General features: G+C 62.8%; 17 protein-coding genes. 8 read left to right on the forward strand and 9 right to left on the reverse strand.

The features are described from left to right. Window positions 1-40 precede the first annotated feature (40 nt). Window positions 41-1,285: a cation:proton antiporter gene (locus CQ12_RS39145; RefSeq protein ID WP_057840559.1), complete on the forward strand. Its 1,245-nt coding sequence runs from the start codon at window positions 41-43 to the stop codon at window positions 1,283-1,285. Here the strand turns inward: CQ12_RS39145 and CQ12_RS39150 are convergent. The 7 genes from CQ12_RS39150 to CQ12_RS39180 form a co-directional block, all read right to left on the reverse strand. Beyond that, complete coding sequence (locus CQ12_RS39150; protein WP_057840560.1) at window positions 1,282-1,497, reverse strand: formate dehydrogenase subunit delta; 216 nt, start codon at window positions 1,495-1,497, stop codon at window positions 1,282-1,284. The two genes, CQ12_RS39145 and CQ12_RS39150, sit on opposite strands and share 4 nt — an antisense overlap. Continuing rightward, entirely contained in the window at window positions 1,487-2,323 is an 837-nt protein-coding gene (gene fdhD, locus CQ12_RS39155) for a formate dehydrogenase accessory sulfurtransferase FdhD (RefSeq protein ID WP_057840561.1), read from the reverse strand. Before fdhD ends, CQ12_RS39150 begins: the two co-directional genes overlap by 11 nt. Window positions 2,324-2,326: 3 nt before the next feature. Beyond that, on the reverse strand, window positions 2,327-5,200 hold the full coding sequence (fdhF, locus tag CQ12_RS39160) for a formate dehydrogenase subunit alpha (protein WP_057840562.1): 2,874 nt from the start codon (window positions 5,198-5,200) through the stop codon (window positions 2,327-2,329). Between the two features lie 10 nt (window positions 5,201-5,210). Continuing rightward, window positions 5,211-6,767: a formate dehydrogenase beta subunit gene (locus tag CQ12_RS39165; protein ID WP_057840563.1), complete on the reverse strand. Its 1,557-nt coding sequence runs from the start codon at window positions 6,765-6,767 to the stop codon at window positions 5,211-5,213. Next, window positions 6,764-7,237: a formate dehydrogenase subunit gamma gene (locus CQ12_RS39170; RefSeq protein WP_157088757.1), complete on the reverse strand. Its 474-nt coding sequence runs from the start codon at window positions 7,235-7,237 to the stop codon at window positions 6,764-6,766. The genes CQ12_RS39165 and CQ12_RS39170 overlap by 4 nt, the downstream gene beginning before the upstream one ends. Before the next feature lie 234 nt (window positions 7,238-7,471). Beyond that, window positions 7,472-8,254, reverse strand: coding sequence for a methanethiol S-methyltransferase (gene mddA / locus CQ12_RS39175; RefSeq protein WP_057840564.1), 783 nt, complete (start codon window positions 8,252-8,254; stop codon window positions 7,472-7,474). Between the two features lie 46 nt (window positions 8,255-8,300). After that, window positions 8,301-8,624 (reverse strand): hypothetical protein, encoded by a 324-nt coding sequence (locus CQ12_RS39180; RefSeq protein WP_157088758.1) that lies wholly within the window; start codon window positions 8,622-8,624, stop codon window positions 8,301-8,303. A 173-nt stretch (window positions 8,625-8,797) separates the two neighbouring features. Between CQ12_RS39180 and CQ12_RS39185 the strand changes: the two genes are divergently transcribed. Then, the gene (locus CQ12_RS39185) at window positions 8,798-10,456 is read left to right on the forward strand and encodes a winged helix-turn-helix domain-containing protein (protein WP_198164389.1); all 1,659 of its coding nucleotides are present in this window, start codon (window positions 8,798-8,800) and stop codon (window positions 10,454-10,456) included. 109 nt (window positions 10,457-10,565) lie between these two features. Here the strand turns inward: CQ12_RS39185 and CQ12_RS39190 are convergent, their stop codons facing one another. Beyond that, window positions 10,566-11,411, reverse strand: a complete 846-nt coding sequence (locus CQ12_RS39190; RefSeq protein ID WP_057840567.1) for an HD domain-containing protein — start codon at window positions 11,409-11,411, stop codon at window positions 10,566-10,568. A gap of 284 nt (window positions 11,412-11,695) precedes the next feature. Here CQ12_RS39190 and CQ12_RS39195 point away from each other — a divergent pair, with 284 nt between their 5' ends. The 3 genes from CQ12_RS39195 to CQ12_RS39205 all read left to right on the forward strand — a co-directional run bounded on the left by CQ12_RS39195 (window position 11,696) and on the right by CQ12_RS39205 (window position 15,649). Further along, window positions 11,696-12,661, forward strand: coding sequence for an ABC transporter substrate-binding protein (locus tag CQ12_RS39195; RefSeq protein ID WP_057840608.1), 966 nt, complete (start codon window positions 11,696-11,698; stop codon window positions 12,659-12,661). 52 nt (window positions 12,662-12,713) lie between these two features. Next, on the forward strand, window positions 12,714-14,468 hold the full coding sequence (locus tag CQ12_RS39200; protein ID WP_245310341.1) for a cache domain-containing protein: 1,755 nt from the start codon (window positions 12,714-12,716) through the stop codon (window positions 14,466-14,468). Window positions 14,469-14,740: 272 nt separating this feature from the next. Continuing rightward, window positions 14,741-15,649 carry a LysR family transcriptional regulator gene (locus CQ12_RS39205; RefSeq protein WP_057840568.1) on the forward strand — a complete coding sequence of 303 codons (909 nt, stop codon included), beginning with the start codon at window positions 14,741-14,743 and terminating at the stop codon, window positions 15,647-15,649. Here CQ12_RS39205 and CQ12_RS39210 read toward each other — a convergent pair. Next, entirely contained in the window at window positions 15,646-16,593 is a 948-nt protein-coding gene (locus tag CQ12_RS39210) for a LysR family transcriptional regulator (protein ID WP_057840569.1), read from the reverse strand. The genes CQ12_RS39205 and CQ12_RS39210 overlap by 4 nt on opposite strands. Before the next feature lie 252 nt (window positions 16,594-16,845). Between CQ12_RS39210 and CQ12_RS39215 the strand changes: the two genes are divergently transcribed. The 3 genes from CQ12_RS39215 to CQ12_RS39225 are packed head-to-tail and all read left to right on the forward strand — an operon-like array spanning window position 16,846 to window position 20,022. Then, window positions 16,846-17,940, forward strand: a complete 1,095-nt coding sequence (locus tag CQ12_RS39215; protein WP_057840570.1) for an ABC transporter ATP-binding protein — start codon at window positions 16,846-16,848, stop codon at window positions 17,938-17,940. 55 nt (window positions 17,941-17,995) lie between these two features. Beyond that, a complete protein-coding gene (locus tag CQ12_RS39220) occupies window positions 17,996-18,694 on the forward strand; it encodes an HAD-IA family hydrolase (RefSeq protein ID WP_057840610.1) in 699 nt (232 codons plus the stop codon). Between the two features lie 20 nt (window positions 18,695-18,714). Then, window positions 18,715-20,022: an NAD(P)/FAD-dependent oxidoreductase gene (locus tag CQ12_RS39225; protein ID WP_057840571.1), complete on the forward strand. Its 1,308-nt coding sequence runs from the start codon at window positions 18,715-18,717 to the stop codon at window positions 20,020-20,022. The last annotated feature ends 17 nt before the right edge of the window (window positions 20,023-20,039 follow it).

The raw sequence follows: 20,039 nt of genomic DNA on the forward strand, positions 1-20,039 counted from the left end.
ACTCCACTGACACTCGCTGGAGAGGAGGCACCGTCGGGATATGCTGTTCAACACGATCAGCTTCCTCCGGGATTACCTCTTCAGCATGCCGGTGCTCGCGAAGTTCGCGGTGGGGATGGTCATGCTTGTCATTATCCCCCGGCTTTCCCGCCGATTGAATGTTCCTGTACCTGTAGGTCTGCTGCTCAGCGGCGTTATCGTTGGGCCGTATGTTCTGGACATCTTTGGCAAGGTTCGACCGATCGCAGATTTCCTGGCGGAATTGGGCAAGCTGCTGTTGATGTTCTTTGCGGGCCTGGAAATCAATCTTGAGCTGTTTCAGCGCGCGCGAAACCGCTCGATTGCCCTCGGCATCGCCACAACCGCGCTTCCTCTGGTGCTCGGCACCATCGTTGGGCTCGCATTCGGCTACGCCGCGATTCCGGCGATCGTGATCGGATCGCTACTGGCTTCACATACACTGCTGGGGCTGAGCATAGTGAGCCGGCTCGGCCTTGGCAGCCTGGAGCCGGTGACGGTAGCCGTTGGCGCCACGGTGATATCAGACACTCTGTCGCTCGTGGTGTTCGCTATTTGCGTCTCGATTTACACGACCGGTTTTTCTCCGTCTGGTCTGGCGCTCCTGCTGGCCGAGATCACCGGCTATATCGCGCTGGTCCTGTTTGGCCTGAGCCGCCTCGGTGCCTATATGCTCAAGCGAGTTGAGAACGAGGAGGACGCTTACTTTGTGGTCATGCTAAGCATCATGGCCATCGCGGGCGTGCTTGCGGATGCGATCCAGCTGCCAGGCATCGTGGGTGCGTTCCTTGCGGGGCTCGCCATCAACGCCTCGGCAAAAGACGCGCCAGCAAGTGCCAAGCTAGGGTTTCTGGGTAAATCGCTGTTCATTCCGATATTCTTTGTCGTTACCGGATTCCTGATCGACCCGATCACCTTTGTTTACGGGATTTTCGACAATTTCCTGCTCGTTGCCAGTGTCATCGGCGCCTTGCTCCTCGGCAAGTGGATAGCCGCCTGGGGCGCGGGTCGTGCGTATGGCTACAACCGGGATCAACAGCTCACGATCTGGTCGCTCACACTGCCACAAGTTGCCGCCACGCTTGCCGCGGCACTGGTCGCGCATGACACGCTCGGTTCGGCCGGTCAACGGCTGCTCGACGATCGAATGCTCAATGTCGTGCTTGTGCTTGTATTCGCAACATCAGTCCTTGGACCGGTGTTGACCGAGCGGTTTGCGCCTCGTCTGACGACTGGCGAGAAGAGACATGCCGCGGGCGGCGGTTAAGCGGCCTTCTTCAGCGTCTCGAGCGCGTCGCGGACATTGGGGTCCAGCCCCGTGCCGCCATTGTCGAGATGGGCGAAGATCGCCTTGCGCATCCGTGGATCCCAGAACTTCCTGATGTGCTCGGCAATCCCCGGCACGGCCCTGTCGTGGCCCTGGCTCTGGAAGAATTTTCCGATCTGGTTGGCCATGTAAATCAGTCGATCAGGCGACATGGATAGCCTCCGCAACGCCGGGATTTTGTGGAACCGCAATCCGCTCGGGATGCGTGAAGATCTCAAAGCCATCGGACCGGGCAATCGCTGCGAGCGTGATGCCGGCGGCTTCCGCCGTACGCACCGCCAGCGCCGTCGGCGCCGACACCGCGACCATCAGCGGGGCGCCGATCGCAGCGGTTTTCTGTACCATCTCGACCGAGACGCGGCTGGTCAGCAGCACCATGCCCTCAGTGACGGGAGTGCCAGCCTGCGCCAGCGCGCCGGCGAGCTTGTCGAGCGCGTTGTGCCGGCCGACATCCTCCCGCAATGCCACGAGGCCGTGCGCCGGCGTCCAGAACGCCGCCGCATGCACCGCGCGGGTCTGAATGTTGATCTGCTGCAACAGGGTCATGCTCGCCATGGCGGCCATGATCTCGGACGGCGAGAAGGTGCGCCCCTTCGGCACGATCGCGGCAGGGCGGACGGCTTCCGCAATCGACTCCACGCCACAAATCCCGCAACCGGTCGGGCCCGCGATATGCCGCCGTCGCTCGTTGACCAGCTCGGCGCTGGAAGGTTTCAGCCACATCCTGAGCTCGATGCCGTTGTCGAGTTCCACGATGTCGAGCGTCTCGATCTCGTCGGGCGACCGCACGATGCCTTCGCTGCGGCTGAAGCCGATGGCAAAGTCATGCAGGTCCTGCGGCGTGCCCATCATGACGGCATAGGTGCCGCCATTATAGGTCAGCGCAATGGCCGTCTCCTCCGGGATCAGGCGCGGGCCTTCACCAAGCTGGCCGTTGCGCCAGATCTGCCGATCGGCGGTATAGACCGGATTGGGCATGCCTTACTCCGCGGCTTCCGCAGGCGCGATCCGGCGGGAGTGGCGGGCCTGCTCGTCATAGGCCTTCTGCCAGTCGGACGGTCCGTTCGACGGCGAGATCTGCACCGCCGTGACCTTGTATTCCGGGCAGTTGGTGGCCCAGTCCGAAAAGTCCGTGGTGATGACGTTGGCCTGCGTGTCCGGGTGGTGGAAGGTGGTGTAGACCACGCCCGGCGCCACACGATCGGTGATCTCCGCGCGCAGCGTGGTCTCGCCGGCGCGGCTCGCCAGCCGCACCCAGTCGCCATCGCGGACGCCGCGCTGTTCGGCATCGTGCGGGTGGATTTCGAGCCGGTCCTCACTGTGCCAGACGACGTTGTCGGTGCGGCGGGTCTGCGCGCCGACATTGTACTGACTGAGGATGCGCCCCGTCGTCAGCAGCAGGGGATAGCGCGGTCCGGTCCGTTCGTCGGTCGGGACATATTCGGTGATGACGAACTTGCCCTTGCCGCGCACGAAGCCGCCGATATGCATCACCGGCGTGCCTTCCGGCGCCTTCTCGTTGCAGGGCCACTGCACCGAGCCGAGCTCGTCGAGCTTGGCGTAGGAGACGCCGGTGAAGGTCGGCGTCAGCGCCGCGATCTCGTCCATGATCTCCGACGGATGATTGTAGTGCATGTCGTAGCCCATCGCCTTGGCAAGGCCGATGGTGACTTCCCAGTCGGCGAGGCCGTTGCGCGGCGTCATCACCTTGCGGACGCGCTGGATGCGGCGCTCGGCGTTGGTGAAGGTGCCGTCCTTCTCGAGGAAGGTCGAGCCCGGCAGGAACACATGGGCGTAATTGGCGGTCTCGTTGAGGAAGAGGTCATGCACGATGACGCATTCCATCGACGACAGCGCCGCCACCACATGCTTGGTGTTCGGGTCGGACTGCAGGATGTCTTCGCCCTGAACATAGATGCCCATGAACGTGCCTTCGATCGCGGCATCGAACATGTTGGGAATGCGCAGGCCCGGTTCGGGATTGAGCTTGACGTTCCACATCGCCTCGAACTGGTCGCGCACGGCATCGCCCGAGATATGGCGATAGCCGGGCAGTTCGTGCGGGAACGAGCCCATGTCGCAGGAACCCTGCACATTGTTCTGGCCGCGCAGCGGGTTCACGCCGACGCCGGGACGGCCGATATTGCCGGTCGCCATCGCGAGGTTGGCGATCGCGATCACCGTGGTCGAGCCCTGGCTGTGCTCGGTAACGCCGAGGCCGTAATAGATCGCGCCATTGCCGCCGGTGGCGAACTGCCGCGCGGCTTCGCGCAACACCTTCGGATCGACGCCGGTCATGATCGCGGTCGATTCCGGGCTGTTGTTCGGCTGCGCGACGAAGGCGGCCCATTCCTCGAACTCGCTCCAGTCGCAGCGCTCGCGCACGAAGGCCTCATCGACGAGGCCTTCGGTGACGATGACATGCGCCAGCGCCGTGAGCACGGCAACGTTGGTGCCAGGCATCAGCGGCAGATGCAGCGCCGACATATGCGGCCCTTCCACCATCTCGGTGCGACGGGGGTCGAGCACGATCAGCTTGGCGCCCTGGCGCAGCCGCTTCTTCAGCCGCGAGGCGAACACCGGATGCGCGGAAGCCGGGTTGGCGCCGATCACCATCACGACGTCGGTATGTTCGACCGAGTCGAAATCCTGCGTGCCGGCCGAGGTGCCGAACGTGGTCGACAGGCCGTAGCCGGTCGGCGAATGGCAGACGCGGGCGCAGGTATCGACGTTGTTGTTGCCAAAACCGCCGCGGATCAGCTTCTGCACCAGATAGGTTTCTTCATTGGTGCAGCGGGAGGAGGTGATGCCGCCGACGGCGTCACGGCCGTATTTCTGCTGAATGCCCTTGAACTTGGCGGCGGCAAAGTTGAACGCCTCGTCCCACGATACTTCGCGCCAGGGATCGGCGATGTCTTCGCGGATCATCGGCTTGAGGATACGCTCCTTGTGGGTGGTGTAGCCCCAGGCGAAGCGGCCCTTGACGCAGGAATGGCCGCGATTGGCCTTGCCGTCCTTCCACGGCACCATGCGCACGACTTCCTCGCCGCGCATTTCCGCCTTGAAGGCGCAGCCGACGCCGCAATAGGCGCAGGTGGTGACCACGGAATGCTCGGGCTGGCCGATCTCGATGACGGATTTTTCGGTCAGCGTCGCGGTCGGGCAGGCCTGCACGCAGGCGCCGCAGGACACGCATTCGGAGCCGAGAAAACTTTCGCTCATGCCGGGCGAAACGCGGCTGTCGAAACCGCGGCCGGAAATCGTCAGCGCAAAGGTGCCTTGCACTTCCTCGCAGGCGCGGACGCAGCGCGAGCAAACGATGCATTTCGAGGGATCGTAGGTGAAGTAGGGGTTGGATTCGTCCTTCGGCATCCAATTGTCATTGGTGCAGCCGTCGGACTTGGCGAACACGTGGTTCTCGCCCTCGTACCCATAACGAACGTCGCGCAGGCCGACCGCGCCCGCCATGTCCTGCAATTCGCAATCGCCGTTGGCGGCGCAGGTCAGGCAGTCCAGCGGATGGTCGGATATATAGAGTTCCATCACACCCTTGCGAAGCTTCTTCAGCCGCTCGGTCTGGGTGTGAACCACGAGGCCGGGCATGACCGGCGTGGTGCAGGACGCCGGCGTTCCGGCGCGGCCCTCGATCTCGATCAGGCAGAGCCGGCAAGAGCCGAACGCGTCGACCATGTCGGTTGCGCATAGTTTCGGAATCTGAGTGCCGGCTTCCATGGCCGCGCGCATGATGGAGGTGCCCTCGGGCACCGTGACGCTGTTGCCGTCGATGGTGAGCGTCACCATCGCCTCAGATTTCGAGCGGGGCGTGCCGAAGTCGATCTCTTCGATCAAAGACATTGTCAGTCTCCTATTCCGCGGCCTGCAGGGTCGCCGGTGCCGGGCCAAAATCTTCCCGGAAGTGTTTCAATGCGCTGAGCACGGGGTAGGGCGTGAAGCCACCGAGCGCGCAGAGCGAGCCGAATTTCATGGTGTTGCAGAGGTCTTCGACCACCGCGAGGTTTTCGGACGTGCGCTCGCCGCGAATGATCTTGTCGATGGTCTCGACGCCACGGGTCGAGCCGATCCGGCACGGCGTGCACTTGCCGCAGGATTCGACCGCGCAGAATTCCATCGCAAAGCGGGCCTGCTTCGCCATGTCGACGCTGTCGTCGAACACGACGATGCCGCCATGGCCGATCAGCCCGTCGCGCGCCGCAAAGGCCTCATAATCGAACGGCGTATCGAACAATTCGCGGGGGAAGTAGGCACCGAGCGGACCGCCGACCTGCACCGCGCGAACGGGACGGCCGGAGAACGTGCCTCCGCCGACGTCGTCGATCAATTCCCCAAGCGTGATGCCGAAAGCGACCTCGAACAGCCCGCCATGCTTGATGTTGCCGGCAAGCTGGATCGGCATCGTGCCGCGCGAGCGGCCCATGCCGAAATCGGCATAGGCCTTCGCGCCGTTGTCGAGGATGAAGGGGATCGCCGCAAACGACAGCACGTTGTTGATGACGGTGGGTCGGCCGAACAGGCCCTTGTGCGCCGGCAGCGGCGGCTTGGCGCGGACGATGCCGCGGCGGCCTTCGAGGCTTTCCAGCAGCGAGGTTTCTTCGCCGCAGACATAGGCGCCGGCGCCGACGCGGACTTCGAGGTCGAAATTGTGGCTGGAGCCGACAATGCCCTCGCCGAGATAGCCGGTGCGCCGGGCCGCCGCGATCGCAGCGTTCATCGCCGCCACGGCATGCGGATATTCCGAGCGAATGTAGATGTAGCCCTTGGTGGCGCCGACGGCGATGCCTGCGATCGTCATGCCTTCGATCACGACGAAGGGGTCGCCTTCCATGATCATGCGGTCGGCAAAGGTGCCGCTGTCGCCTTCGTCGGCATTGCAGACGATGTATTTGCGGTCAGCGCTGGCCTGCGCGACGGTCTTCCACTTGATGCCGGTCGGGAAGCCGGCGCCGCCACGGCCACGCAGGCCGGATGCGGTAACGTCGGCGAGGATCTCGTCCGACGTCAGTGTCAGCGCACGCTCCAGCCCCTTGTAGCCGCCGTGGTCGCGATAATCTTTGACCGAGCGGGGATCGATCACGCCGCAGCGCGCGAAGGTCAGGCGGGTCTGCCGCTTCAGCCAGGGAATTTCGTCCGCGAGACCGAGCCGCAGGGCGTGCGGGCCGTTGCTCGCCATCGCCTCGAACAGGGAGGGGACGTCCGCCGGAGATACCGGGCCATACGCGACGCGGCCTTTCACCGTCGCCACCTCGACCATCGGCTCCAGCCAATAGAGCCCGCGCGATCCGTTCCGGATGATCTCGATCGGCAGTCCGCGCTTCTCTGCGGCCTGCTCGAGTGCCGCAACGACATCATCGGCACCGACCGCAATTGCGCCGGCATCGCGCGGAACGAAGATTCGCATTTTCATCGCTGCGCCTCCGCCACCAGCGCATCGAGGCGCTGCTCGTCCAGCCGCCCGACGACGCGGCCATCCAGCATCGCCGATGGCGCTGTGGCGCAGAGCCCGAGGCAATAGATCGGCTCCAGCGTGACGCGTGCGTCAGGCGTGGTGTTTCCAATAGCGATACCGAGCTTGGCTTCCGCGCGCGCGGCAAGCGCGTCGCCGCCCGCCGCCTGACAGGCCTCGGCGCGGCAGATTTTCAGCACATGACGGCCGGCGGGCTCGTGGCGGAAGTCGTGATAGAACGTGAACACGCCATGGACTTCGGCGCGGGACAGGCTGAGCGCGGATGCGATCATCGGAATGGCGGGCTCCGGCACGTAGCCGAACGCCTCCTGCATCGCGTGCAGGATCACCAGCGTTGCGCCTTCGAGCTTGCCGTGCTCGGCGATGATCTCGGCGCCGCGCGCCTCACTCCAGGGTTCGTATGCCGACATCAGCAGGTTCCGATCAGAGGTTGTGGTCCTCGGATCAAAACCTGGAATCACTCAAAGTATCAATAAAGCTGTCCCATGTTGCGATTTCAAAACCCAATCAAGACAATGGCATAGGCAATGCCTATGGGGTGATAGGGGGCGGATTGGGGTTAATGCCTGATTACCGTCACATTCCGCAATGGAACGCGCCCGTCACTGCCGCGACGGGCGCGTCCTCCGTGTTTAATCGTCGTTTCAGAAGACGCCCGGCACCAGCATCGCCACCTTTTCGCGATAGCGCCGATACTGATCGCCGAACATTGACACCAGATCGCGCTCTTCCAGATAGATGCCGACAAAGATGTAGGCCGTCGTCACCGTAGAGAACAGCAGGTGGCCGAGCGTCATCACAGGCGTGCACCAGAAGGCGATGATGAAGCCGAGATAGATCGGGTGCCGGATCAGGCTGTAAAGGCCCGGCGTCTTGAACTTCATCGGCTCAACCACGCGTCCGGCGAAATGCGAGACCACTTGCGTCAATCCGAACAGCTCGAAATGGCTGATCAGGAAGGTGCTGTAGAGCACGATGAGCCAGCCCACAAAACCGCCCGCGGTCACGATGCCGGCGATCGTGGGATTCTCGACGCTCCAGACCACCATCGGCATCGGCTGCCATTGCCAGAACAGCAGGATCAGCGAAAGGCTTGCCAGCAGCACGTAGGTCGAGCGTTCGATCGCTGGCGAGGCGAAGCGTGCGAACAGCTTCTTGAAGCCCTGCCGCGCCATGCCGCTATGCTGCACGGCGAAGATCGACATCAGCACCAAATTGACCAGCAGGGCGGTCGTCAGCGAGGACGTGCGACCGGTATCGATTGTCTTCGGTACGACAAATCCCGAGACGAAGCCGACTGCGTAGAGAAACGTGCCGAAGAAGATCAGGTAGGCGAGGCCGCCGTAGCAGAGAGTAAGCAGCCTCGTTGCAAGGGAGGCGACGGCGGGACGCGCCGCATTGGGTCCATTTTGCATCGTAATCGACATTCGAAATCTCCTTGGTTTGGAAATGTGACGTCGGCAAATACTTTGTTCAGGACAGTTCGAGGCGCCTCGGCTTGCGACGCCGTGCAACTCTTTCGAGGGCGGGGTCGATCGGGCTGCGGTAGATGCGCTTGCTTTTCAGGTCGCGATCTCCAGCCTGGTGCGCCGCGAGCCAGGCGGCTTGCCGATCGCGGTAGGCGATGGCAGCGGCCATCCAGCTGTCGACAAGGCCCCGCAGCCGGGCGGGCAGGGCGAGGGGGCTGACGGCAGCGCTTGTACGGATCGGTGCGTGGGGCCGGATGGCAGCGTCGTGCGGCAACAAACCTTCTGGTGAAACATCCCCCTTGGTGGGATTGAGCAACAGGCCAATCATGGTCATCTCCGATTGAACGATGATTGACCCATCTGTAGATTGGGATTCCTGTTCCTGCTTGGCGGAGTCCTTGAGAAGACCTTTCTTTTTCCTCCGGAAGTGACTGTTTTTACTTAGTTTGTATCGTGAACCGCCTGATAGTGGCGGACCTGCCTCGCATCGGAATCACAGAGGTGGTATTGCAGTACCGGTTTTCCGATTATGAAATCGACCTCGGTCAGCATGAGCTGCGCCGACTAGGCGAAGCCGTGCATATCGAGCCCCAGGTATTCGATCTCATCGTTCACCTCGTGCGCAACCATGACCGTATCGTCAGCAAGGACGAACTGATCGAGACGGTCTGGAATGGCCGGATCATTTCTGAAGCCGCGCTCTCCAGCCGTATCAACGGCGCCCGGCGCGCGCTTGGCGACAACGGAAACGATCAGCTCTTTATTCGGACGCTGCATAAGCGGGGATTCCGGTTTGTCGGCGATGTTCACGCCATCGATGCGCCGAAAGCCGACATGGAGACGGCTTCGCTCGTTCCTGACGATGCGGTGACGCCGGACGATCTCTCCGGCCGCCTCTCGGTTTCTGCCGAAGTGCCCCGCCTCGATGATGTCGTCTCGGAATCCATCAAGGCAGAGGCTGTCACGCGATCGTCGATCGCGGTGATGCCGTTTGGAAACATGTCTGACGATCCCGAGAACGACTACTTCAGTTACGGGCTGACGGAAGACATCATTCGTCTCCTCGCCCGGAACCGGTGGCTTTCGGTGATCTCGCGACACTCGACCGTGGCGTTCCAGGGACGCACGGTGGACGCGCGCGAAATCGGCGAGCAGCTCGGTGTCAGGTATGTGCTGGTCGGCAGCGTCCGCAAGAGCCGCGATGCCGTACGGATAACGGCGGAGCTGGTCCGGGCGGCGGATCGGAAGCAATTATGGGCCGACAAATACGACCTTAAGCTGGAGTATATCTTCGATATCCAGGAGGAGATGGCTCGCCAGATCGCCGCAACGATCGAGCCCGAGCTGTCCAAGGTCGAGCAGCAACTCGCCGCTCGCAAGGCGCCGGAAAGCCTCGATGCCTGGGATTGCTACCAGCGCGGTCTGTGGAATTTCTGGCGCTTCACCTCGCCGGGATTCGATTCGGCTGAAGCCTATTTTCAACGGGCAATTTCAGCAGATCCGAACTTCGCCCGCGGCCACGGCGCTCTCAGCTACGTCAATTTGCAGCGCGCCTTTGTTGACGAGCCGAAAGATCGTCCAGCGCGACTGGAAGCGGCCTTGCGCCAGGCGCGTGATGCCGTGGCGCTCGATGACCTCGATTGCTTCTGTCACTGCGTCCTCGGACGAGCGCTCTGTTTGACCCATCAGAATGACGAAGCGCTGGCAGCGCTCGACGTAGCCCTGGAGCTCAATCCCAGCTTTGCGCAAGCCTACTTCGCGCAAGGGTTCAACCTGCTCTGGTACGGGCGGGAGATCGAGGCGGAAACGCTGCTCGATCAGGCGACCATGCTCAGTCCTCGCGACAGCCATCTGTGGAGTTTCCACCACGTCCGCTCCTGGACGCACTTCTCCCTGGGCGAGTACGAAATAGCGGCCGAGTTTGCCCGAAGGGCAACACGGCAGCCCAATGTCACCTATCAGGCCTTTGCGTCCCTTGCGGCGTCGCTTGGCCTTTTCGGCGAGCAGGCGCAGGCGAAAGCGGCGGCCGCCGAGCTGCTGCAGCGCAAACCGAACTACAGCCTCGAGACCGCGCGACAGGAGCTGTTCTTCTGCAACGATCGCGGCTTCATCGATCGCTTCGTCGAAGGGCTGCGTGTCGCCGGTATCGCGCGCGCCTAAAGCGCGATGACTTTTCTTCGAACGTCATCCCGCTTTATCTTCTTGTTTGAGCATGATCTTTTCGGAAAACCGCTGCACACTTTTCCGGATCATGCTCTCGCTGGCGTGATCACGGCTGTGGACCGGACAGGTTCATTTCGCGCTCGGCGCGGAACACATTGCTGTAAAGGTTTGCGATCCACTGACGCCCCCTTGAGGTGACGTTGAGATAGCGTATCGCTGTCTGGATTTGCGGCGCCACATTGTTCCAGTAGAACTGCGGATATTTGTAGACGACATCAGCCGGCGTCTCGTAACCGAGCTGCTTGGTCAGGCCGATCTCCTGAAATTCATAGAACAGGGCATTCGACTTTTTCAGGTAGTTCGGGTCGCCGAGCTGCCCGATGAGGTCAGCCGCGCGCAGCAACAATCCCTCCTCTTCGATCAGATCGTCTCCCGCCGCTTCCGGGTAGGGAAAGCGGGTATATTCGATCGCCCTGGCGATCCGGCTGGCATCGACTTCGTCCATTGTGTCGAGGCGCTCGAAGACGAACAGTTTTGAGCGGTCGACATGGTAGGGCGCCAGCGACGCATCGGACGAGCCTCTCGGCAGGCGAATGGTTCGGCCGCTGAGGTCGGCGACATAGGACTCGCCGTCATCTCCCTGAACGGTTCCTCTGACGTAGCCGATGTCGTGGGTCAGGCACGCCAGGATGAAGTTGGCATAGTCGTCGGGCGTCGTTGGTCGCAGCACCGCCCGTCCCATCAGGATGTCGTGGCCGGCCAGGGTGACGAGCAGGGAATGCTCGACGTTGTGATAGAGCGCGTCGCTGTTGCCGATGCACTCCAGTGTGAGCCGGGCGGCATAGGGCAGGAACTCCGCCAGTCGGGCTTGGGAGGAGCCAAACCGGCTCTTGGTTTCCGAGGTCAGGAATGTGCCCAGGGCTTGCGCTACCAGTTCCGGGATTGTGATCATCTGAACACCCCATCTCGATTGTGCGGTGTAGACGCAATATTCGCGTATCAGTGCAGCACCAGCACCATAGCACGTTGTTTGGGCGTGCCGGATGTCACCCGCTTCATGTGCCTCGCAGGTAATCTGGGCCGGTTTGATAACGGTGGGTCAGATGCCGTGACGTATTTCGGCAGACGTACGCTGGCGACGTGAGACCAGCCGCCAAGCCAAAATCAAGATTATCTTCAGATTATCTGAATACGGGCTCCAAGCGCGGCGTGGCGATTCAGGCCATATTCGCCGGCATGAAACGACGAGAATTCATTGCGCTCGCGGGTGCTGCGATGGCCTGGCCGGCCACCGCATTCGCGCAGGATTCGGCAAAAGCCTATCGTATTTTCTGGGTTTCCATCCAATCCCAGCCCGATCCGTTTCTGGACGGCTTCAGGGAGGGATTGCGGGCGCGCGGTTACATCGAGGGCAAGAACCTCGCCCTCGAACTTCACTTCGGCAATCCCCATGCGCTGCGCGAGGTGGTGGCCGAACTGAGGCGCGGCAATATCGATCTTGCCGTATCGAGCGGTCCTGCGACGCGGGCGCTGACGGAGGTCAAGGACATCCCCGTCCTGTTTGCTCTCAGCGGCGACCCGGTGGCGTTGGGCGTCGTCGAGAGTCTCGGTCAACCCGGCGGCAATTTCACCGGCTCGACGTTCCTGTCGCTTGAACTGGCGGGGAAGCGGGTTGAGTTGCTCAAGGAGGTGGTGCCGAGCCTGCGCAGGCTGGCCGTGTTTTCGAACAGCAACCATCCGGGAGAACAATCGGAGTGGCGCGCGACCAGGGAGGCCGCGACCAAGCTCGGCATTGAACCGGTCTATGTTCCCTTCGCCGGCCCGAACGAGCTGGACGCCGGACTTGTCGCGGTGGGGGAGGCCCATGCGGACGCCTTGCTGGTGTTCCCGGACGTTCTCACGATGGTGCATCGGAACAAGATCGCCCAATTTGCGACCGCGCACCGGTTACCGTCGATGTTCGGCTGGAGCGAATATTGCGAGGCTGGCGGATTAATGAGCTACGGGGCCAATCAGCGCGCGACGTATTTCTGGCTCGCGACCTACGCCGACCGGATCTTGCGCGGTGAGAAGCCAGCCAATCTTCCTGTCATGCAACCCACGAAGTTCGAACTGGTCGTCAATATCAGGACAGCCGAACAACTCGGCATCGACCTCGACAAATCGTCCATCCTGTTTCGCGCCAACAGGGTGATCGAATGAATTAGGCGTATCTCATATTGGTTTGAAACCCTTTTGTTTGGATATTCTTTCGGTGATCCGTCCGCGCCGCTCCCTGTTCGTCAAGTATTTCACTACGCTGTTTGTCGCAGTGGTGGTGCCGCTGCTGCTTGGCTCGGCAACCGAAGCCTGGTTTGCCTTTCGCGACAACCGGTACGATCTGGATGAACTTCTCCGGGTCGAAGCCCGTTCGGCAGCCGATCGGATACAGGCATTCACGGACGGCATCCGCGATCAGCTCGGCTGGGTCGTGCAGTTTCCTTGGACCCAGGGCGAGGACGACCGGCGCAGGATCGACGGACTGCGCCTGTTGCAGCAGGTACCGGCGATCGTTTCGCTCTCGATGGTCGATCCGACCGGCACCGAACGCGTTTTCGTATCCCGCGTCAGCATGAACAGGACCGGCGCCGGCGCTGATATGTCGGAGGATCCTGCGGTCATCGGCGCGCGCGCCAACCGGGTCTGGTATGGCCCGGTGCATTACCGGCGCGATTCCGAGCCTTACATGCGGATCGCGGTGGCGGGAAACCGTGCGGCCGCCGGGATCGTCGTTGCCGACATCAACCTGAAACTGATCTGGGACATCATCGCGTCAATCAAGATCGGCGACACCGGCCACGCCCTTGTCGTCGACGATTCCGGACGGCTGATCGCCCACCCCGACATCAGCCTGGTGCTGCGCAGCGGTGTCGGAGCAGGCGACTTCAACCGGCTGAAGTCCGAAGTCAGCGCTGCGGATGGAGCGGCGGTCACCACGACCGGTGAGGACGGCAAGCCCGTCGTTGCGCTTTCGGTACCTGCTCCCAATGTGGGCTGGACGGTGATCGCCCAGCAGCCGGCTTTGGAGGCGTTCGAATCCATCCGCGCCGCGCTGTGGCGTTCCCTGATACTCATCGGCCTCGGCATAGTTTTCGCGCTGGTCCTGGCCTATTGGCGGGCATGCCGCATGTGGGGACCAATCCGGCAACTGGAAGCCGGCGTCGAACGGATCGGGATGGGGCAACTCGACCATCGCATCACGATCCAGAGCCGCGACGAGCTGGAGCAACTGGCTGTCAGGTTCAACCAGATGGCGGAGGAACTCGCGGTCTCGCAGCACAAGTCCGAGCGCATCAATCGCCTGAAGCAGTTCCTGGCGCCGCAGGTGGCCGAACTGGTCGAACACTCCGATCAGCGGCTGCTCGACGGACATCGCCGGGAGGTGGTCGCGATCTTCGGCGATCTGCGCGGCTTCACTGCGTTTTCCGCGCGCGCCGAGCCCGATGTCATCATCGCGGTGCTGCGGGAGTATTATGAAGCGATTGGCGCCGTGACGGAGCGCCACTCGGCGACCTTGATCCGCTTCGCCGGTGACGGTGTGATGGTTCTCGTCAACGCGCCGGTCGCCTGCGACGACCCTGCGGAGCGCGGTGTGCGGCTTGCGATCGACATGCAGGCCGCCGTGCAATCGCTCGCCGATTCCTGGAACGCCCGCGGCTGGGCCATTGGTTTCGGCGTCGGTATCGCGATGGGACCTGCGACCGTTGGAACGCTCGGCTGGCACGGACGCCTCGACTACACGGCGATCGGAAGCGTGGTCAATCTGGCGTCGCGGCTTTGCGGTCTGGCCGAGGACACGCAGATCCTGGTGGACCCGGTCGTTACCGGTCATGTCAAGGGCAGCATCGGGCTTGCATCCATCGGCGAGAGGACCATCAAGGGCTACGATCATGCTCTCGAGGTTTTCGCCGTGGCCCGCACCGGCGCGCCGGTGCGTCGCACATCGCCTGAGTTGGATCTCGTCAGCTAACGGCTTCAACGCCCGTCGGCATGGCGATGGGTATCGCGGAGCCTGTCATCGGGCGCGCGCGTTCGCGCGACCTGTTGGCTCCACCCATCCTACCGGGCTGGCATACGCGATAACGGCGAAAAATCGTCCAATTTGACAATCCAATCGATCCCGCAAGATGCTCATCCGACGCCGCTTTTGAAGTATTGGCGGCTGCCCGCCCGTGCTATCTGTGGCGAGCCGGGCGGGGGCCTTGCCACCGGATCGACCGCTAACTTCCTGGGAATGACGCCTTGATCGACAAGCTTGAACTTCTGCTCGCGCTCGCCAAGGAGCGGCATTTCGGACGGGCTGCGGAAGCCTGTGGCGTCACCCAGCCGACCATGTCGACCAGCCTGAAGCAGCTCGAGGAGATCCTCGGCGTCATGCTGGTGCAGCGCGGCTCGCGCTTCCAGGGCTTTACGCCGGAGGGCGAGCGCACGCTCGATTGGGCGCGGCGCATTGTCGGCGATGCCCGGGCGATGCGGCAGGAGATCAACAGCCTCAAGGACAAGCTCTCCGGCGAGATCCGGATCGCCGCGATCCCGACCGTGCTCGGCATGGTGGCGTCGCTGACGACGCCGTTCCGCGCGCGCTATCCCGACGTGCGCTTTCGCATCCATTCCTGCACCTCGGCCGACGTGCTCGGGCTTTTGGAAAACCTCGAGGTCGATGCCGGGCTGACCTATATCGAGAACGAGCCGATCGGCAAGGTTCGCACCTTTCCGCTCTACAACGAGAGCTATCGGCTGCTGACGTCACCGGACGCCATGTTCGGTGATCGCAAGCAGGTGACCTGGAAGGAAGTCGGGCAGGTGCCGCTGTGCCTCTTGACGCCGGACATGCAGAACCGGCGCATCATCGATCGCGCGCTGGCGTCGGTCGGGGTTGAGGCCACGCCGACGCTGACGTCGAACTCGCTTGTCGTCCTCTATACGCATGTCAAGACGGGCCGTTGGGCCAGCGTGATGCCGGCAAAACTCGCGGAGACGCTGGGATTGGCGGACACCATCCGCAGCATTCCGATCGTCGATCCCGTTGTCGACTACAGCGTCGGATTGGTAATCCCGCAGCGCGACCCGATGACGCCGCTGATTGCCGCATTGGTGCAGGTCGCGCGCGAGGTCGCGCCGACGCTGGAAACAGATCACGCCAGCGCCTAATAGCTCGTCGGCATCAGCTGCAAACGCGGGTAGAGTCGGTCGATGGCGGCCATGTCGGTGTGCATCTGCTCGATGATCCAGTCCCTGATCTCGCTGACGACCGGTCGGATCGATCGGTCATGCGGGTGCACCAGTTCGCAAAGCCGCCGTGTCGTGGTGAGCGTTTCCGAGGCCGGCACCAGCGCGCCGGTGAGCAGCCAGTGCGCCGCGACGGTAAGCCAGCCGAGCGCAATGCCCTGGCCGAGCAACGCCGCCTGCACCACGACAGCATAGTCGGAAAAACTCAGCGACTTGGCGGGCCCCGATCGTCTGGTGAGAAAGGTCGGATATTCCGCAGCCCAATCGCCCGGCGTATCGGCGAGGCGGATGATGGTGTTGGCCTCGATCGGCCCGTCAGCGCTATCAGCGTCGCGATAGGCGGGACTGCAGATCGGCAGCATGACTTCCTTCATGACCAGCGCACCGTTCCGCTCGGGATCGTATCGGTCGCGAAACCGCATGCCGAGATCGACATTGTCGACCGGCCCGCGCAGCGGACCGGAGATAAGCTGGAAGCGGAGATCGACGGTGGGAAACTGGCGCTGCAGCTTGTCGATGCGGGGCATCAGCCAATGGGTGGTGAACGCCGAGGAGACCGAGAGCGTGACGGTTTCGGTGCCCTTGCGGCGGCGGTCGATCTCGATCAGGCCGCCTTCGATGCTGCGGAATCCATCCGATACGTGGCGATAGAGGATCTCGCCTTCTTCCGTCAGGGTTGCGCGGCCATTGGTGCGATCGAACAGACGAACGCCGAGATAGTCCTCGAACTGTCCGAGCATCCGGCTTACCGCGGGCTGGGTGACGTTCAGTTCGGCCGCCGCTGCCGTGAAGCTGCCGTTGCGCGCGGCGGCGTCGAAGACGAACAGCGCGTGGCTAGAGGGCAGCTTCCGCCGAAGGTCAGGCATAACCTGATGTTATGCCGCCGGTGAGAATTTGGCAATTGCCCCTGCCGGCCAACTCTGGTTGGCTTGCGCGATAGCCTGCCAGGACGGGCGGGATTGAAAATCCGGCGCAGCAGGGACAGCCTCGGGGGCTGGCCTGAAGTGGCCGATCTATAAGACGAGATCATGCCGGTTTCAACCGTCGCTTGCGCCATCGCAGGCGACGTGGATGGCGCGCATCGGTGCACGCCCTCGGCAACGCAACGGGGTCGATCATTGGGCCAGGGCGGAGAGAGCGTCGATATCAAGGCTGCGAGCAAGAGCTATGGCGCGGTCCTGGCGCTGGATGACGTCACCCTGAACGTTGCGCCGCGCGAGTTCGTCTCCCTGCTCGGGCCGTCCGGGTCCGGCAAGACCACGCTGCTCGGCATTCTCGGCGGTTTCGTTCAGCCTTCGTCCGGCTCGATCCATTTTGGCGGCCGCGACGTGACGTTCCTGCCGCCGCACAAGCGCGACATCGGCGTGGTGTTCCAGAACTACGCGCTGTTCCCGCACATGAGCGTTGGTGAGAACGTCGCCTTTCCGCTGCGGGCCCGACGGATTCCAAAGGCGGATTGGGCTGCGAGAGTGCGCGCCGCGCTGGCGATGGTCGGGCTGTCGGGTTACGAGGCGCGCGGCATCGCCCAGCTCTCCGGCGGCCAGCGCCAGCGCGTGGCGCTGGCGCGCGCCATGATCTTCGAGCCGCGCCTGATCCTGATGGACGAGCCGCTGTCGGCGCTCGACAAGCAGTTGCGGGAAGCGATGCAGATCGAATTGCGCGAACTGCACAAGCGGATTGGCGCCACCATCATCTATGTCACCCACGACCAGCGCGAGGCGCTGACAATGAGTGACCGCGTCGCGATCCTCAAGGACGGACGGCTGGTCCAGATCGATCGCCCCGAGCGGCTGCACGATTATCCGGCGGACTCTTTCGTGGCGAGTTTCATCGGCGAGGCGAGTCTGCTGCCGGTCCGGCGCATCGACGCTTCTAGCGTGGCGCTCGGATCGGCTGTCCTGAAAAGCGCGCGCGCGCTTCCCGGCGGCGAGGAGCTGATGCTCGCGGTGCACAGCGAGAAGCTCTTGATCGCGAACGGCGTGGCGGATGCCGCGCTCAATCGCCTGACAGGCAGGGTCACCGACATCGTCTATCAGGGTGAGAGCCTTCGCGTGTTCCTGCAACTGCCCGACGGCATCCGTCTGAGCCTGCGCCAGCCCAGCCATTACCAGGCCTCGCGCCTGTTACCTCCGATAGGCGGCGAACTCACCGTTACGCTCCATCCCGAAGACACCATTGTCGTACCCAAGGCGCAGGAGAAAGCGCGGGAATGAGTGCCGACATTCAAATGCAAGTGCAACCACAGACCAACCAGAACAAGAGATGAAAATGTCCTACGATAGCTTCAAGGTTCTCACTTTCGATGTCGTCGGCACCTTGATCGATTTCGAGGCCGGCGTGCTCGATGCCGTGCGCCGGATCTCCGGTCGAAAAGCGGCCGAGCTCAGCGACGATCAGATCTTCGTGTCCTACAAGCGCGGCCGTGATGCGCATCCGGAGCGGTCGAGCGAAGTGATGTTCCATGTCTACCGGCACCTCGCCAGGGAATTGGGACTAGCGGCCGACGATGCCGCCTGCGACGCCTTCCAGCTCGCCGTGCTGCGCTGGCAGCCGTTTTCGGATTCGGTCGAAGCGCTGAAGCGCCTGCGTACCAGGTTCCGGTTGGTCGCCATGACCAATGCGGATCGCGTCGCGCTGTCGTGCTATTCCCACGCGCTCGATAATCCTTTCCACGACACCGTCTGCGCCGATGACACCGGGGTTGCCAAACCCGATCCGGAGTTCTTCGCCTACAACAAGGGGCGGCAGTCCGCGTTCGGCTACAAGCAGTCCGAAATCCTGCATGTGGCGCAGAGCCAGCATCACGACATCGGTATCGCCCGCAAGCTTGGCTACAAGGTCTGCTGGATCGAGCGTCGCCAGGGCATGAAAGGTTTTGGCGGTACGCCCGAGGTGCCGGAGCTCACAAAGCCCGATTTCCATTTCGCCACAATGAAGGCGTTCGCCGACGCGGCGCTTGGAAACTGAATAAGGGCAGGGCGGCGGAGATGGCAGAGGTCTGGACCCCAATGGCACCGGCCGCCTCGCTCTGGGCGGCAACGGCGGAGCCGTTGCCTGCCTTTCCGAAGCTTGCCGGCGAGGTGAAGGCCGATGTCGTCATCATCGGCGCGGGTTACACCGGGCTGTCTGCGGCGCATCACGTCGCGAAGAGCGGTTTTGCTCCGATTGTGCTCGAAGCCAATCATCCCGGCTGGGGCGCGAGCGGCCGCAATGGCGGCGTCATCACCGCCAAATTTCGTCTCTCGTTCCGCGACGTCGATACTGTTCATGGCCGTGCCATGGCCCGACGCATGTACGAGATCGCGCACGAGTCCGTCGAGATGGTCGATGAGCTGGTGTCTGAATTCGGCATCACCAGTGCCCGGCTGATGCGCAACGGGCAAGTCAAGGCCGCGCATAATCAGGCAACGCTCAGGTCCGCGATCGACGAAGCCGAATGGATGAAGCGACAGATGGGCGATACCGAGGTTCGTATCCTCGATGCCCACCAGGTGCGCGAAGAGACGGGATCGCGGGGGTTTGTCGGCGGGGTGCTCAATCCAGGGTCCGGCGGCATTCATCCGCTGAATTACCTGCGCGGGCTCGCCAAAGGTGTTGCGCAGCGCGGCGTGCCGATATTCCAGGAGAGCCCTGTGCTGGCGCTCCGTCGCGATGGCGATGGTGTCGTCGCTGAGACGCCCGGCGGCAGCGTGCGCGCGCGTCAGGCGATCATCGCCACCAACTCCTATTCCGACCTGACATCGGCAACGGTGCGGCTGCAGCGCACATTGGTGCCGTTTCGCAGCGCTCTTATCGCTACCGAAAAGCTGTCACCGAATCTCGCCGGCAGCCTGATGCCGACTGGGCGAACTTACACAGAGACCAAGCGGATGATGCGTTGGTTCCGCAAGGTCGACGACCGTGTCGTCTTCGGTGGTCGCGGCGCCTTCGGCAAGCAGGATTCGGAAAGCGCGTTTGAGGCGCTACGCCGCGCCATGACGGGTATCTTCCCAGAGCTTGCGGATGTTCCGTTGGAGTTTCGCTGGTCCGGCCTTGTCGGCATGACGCTCGATTCCGTACCGCATGTCGGCCGCATTGATGACCGTACCCTCTATTCAGTCGGCTACAATGGCGCCGGCGTCGCAATGTCGAGCCTGATGGGCCGCTATCTCGCGTCGCTTGTGCGCGGGGAGGCAGTCGACCTTGGCTTGCTCGACGCGCGCCGCATCAGGACCATTCCATTCTATTCGCTGCGTGAACCGGCCGTCCGCGTGGTGGCCGGCTGGTACCAGTTTTTGGATGCGGTCGGGCGTTAGCTACGCCCGATCATAAC

The organism is Bradyrhizobium jicamae (genome assembly GCF_001440395.1).
GTDB classification, from domain to species: Bacteria; Pseudomonadota; Alphaproteobacteria; order Rhizobiales; family Xanthobacteraceae; genus Bradyrhizobium; species Bradyrhizobium jicamae.